This is a genomic window from Thermobrachium celere DSM 8682 (assembly GCF_000430995.1).
Lineage (GTDB): Bacteria > Bacillota > Clostridia > Clostridiales > Caloramatoraceae > Thermobrachium > Thermobrachium celere.
The window spans coordinates 1-1,522 of the sequence record NZ_HF952024.1 but is presented as its reverse complement, the minus strand read 5'-3'; the positions used below and the strand labels follow the sequence as shown (position 1 = coordinate 1,522).

The 1,522-nt window shown below is 52.0% G+C and carries 1 rRNA gene; it reads left to right on the top strand.

Going from position 1 to position 1,522, the window contains the following annotated elements:
* Positions 1-1,522, top strand: a 23S ribosomal RNA gene (locus tag TCEL_RS11325); the annotation flags it as partial.

Genomic DNA, 1,522 nt, shown 5'->3' with positions numbered 1-1,522 from the left:
AAACCGAGTCTGAAGAGGGCGTTAAGTTGCATGCCGTAGACCCGAAACCGGGTGACCTATCCATGGACAGGGTGAAGGTGAGGTAAAACTACACTGGAGGCCCGAACCACGTTGGTGTTGAAAAACCATGGGATGAGCTGTGGATAGCGGAGAAATTCCAATCGAACTCGGAGATAGCTGGTTCTCCCCGAAATAGCTTTAGGGCTAGCCTCGGGTTAGAGACATGGAGGTAGAGCACTGAATGGGCTAGGGGCCGTCTAGGTTACCGAACCTTATCAAACTCCGAATGCCATAGTCTTGATGCCCGGGAGTCAGACTTAGAGTGATAAGATCCTAAGTCAAAAGGGAAACAGCCCAGACCATCAGCTAAGGTCCCAAAGTGCATGTTAAGTGGTAAAGGATGTGGGACTTCTAAGACAACCAGGATGTTGGCTTAGAAGCAGCCATTCATTTAAAGAGTGCGTAATAGCTCACTGGTCGAGAGGTCCTGCGCCGAAGATGTCCGGGGCTCAAACATGCCACCGAAGCTATGGATTTGGTACCGTTGCTAATGCTTATATGGTAGAGAGGACAGAAAAGAGAGGACATCTTTATGCTGCTACGCAGCGAAGCGAAGGAGCAGCATTAGATACAACAAGCTAAAACATGCCATGTAGGCGATAGCAACGGTACCAAATGGTAGGGGAGCTTTCTTAGCGGGTTGAAGTCAGACCGTGAGGACTGGTGGACTGCTAAGAAGTGAGAATGCTGGCATAAGTAGCGAGAAATAGGTGAGAATCCTATTCGCCGAAAACCTAAGGTTTCCTCAGGAAGGCTCGTCCGCTGAGGGTTAGTCGGGACCTAAGCCGAGGCCGAAAGGCGTAGGTGATGGACAATCGGTTGATATTCCGATACCACCAGCAGCCGTTTGAGAGATGGGGGGACGCAGGAGGATAGGCTGAGCACACTGCTGGATATGTGTGTTCAAAGCACAAGGTATGCCTCTTAGGCAAATCCGGGAGGATAAGCTGAGTGCTGATGGGGAGCCGTAAGGCGAAGCAGCCGATTTCACACTGCCGAGAAAAGCCTCTATCGAGGATGCTGGTGCCCGTACCGCAAACCGACACAGGTAGGTGAGGAGAGAATCCTAAGGCGAGCGGGAGAACCCTTGTTAAGGAACTCGGCAAATTGACCCCGTAACTTCGGGAGAAGGGGTGCCTACCGAAAGGTAGGCCGCAGAGAATAGGCCCAGGCGACTGTTTAGCAAAAACACAGGTCTCTGCTAAGTCGAAAGACGATGTATAGGGGCTGACGCCTGCCCGGTGCTGGAAGGTTAAGGGGAAAGGTTAGCGCAAGCGAAGCTTTGAACCGAAGCCCCAGTAAACGGCGGCCGTAACTATAACGGTCCTAAGGTAGCGAAATTCCTTGTCGGGTAAGTTCCGACCCGCACGAATGGCGTAACGACCTGGGCGCTGTCTCGACAAGGGACCCGGCGAAATTGTAGTACAAGTGAAGATGCTTGTTACCCGCGATTGGACGGAAA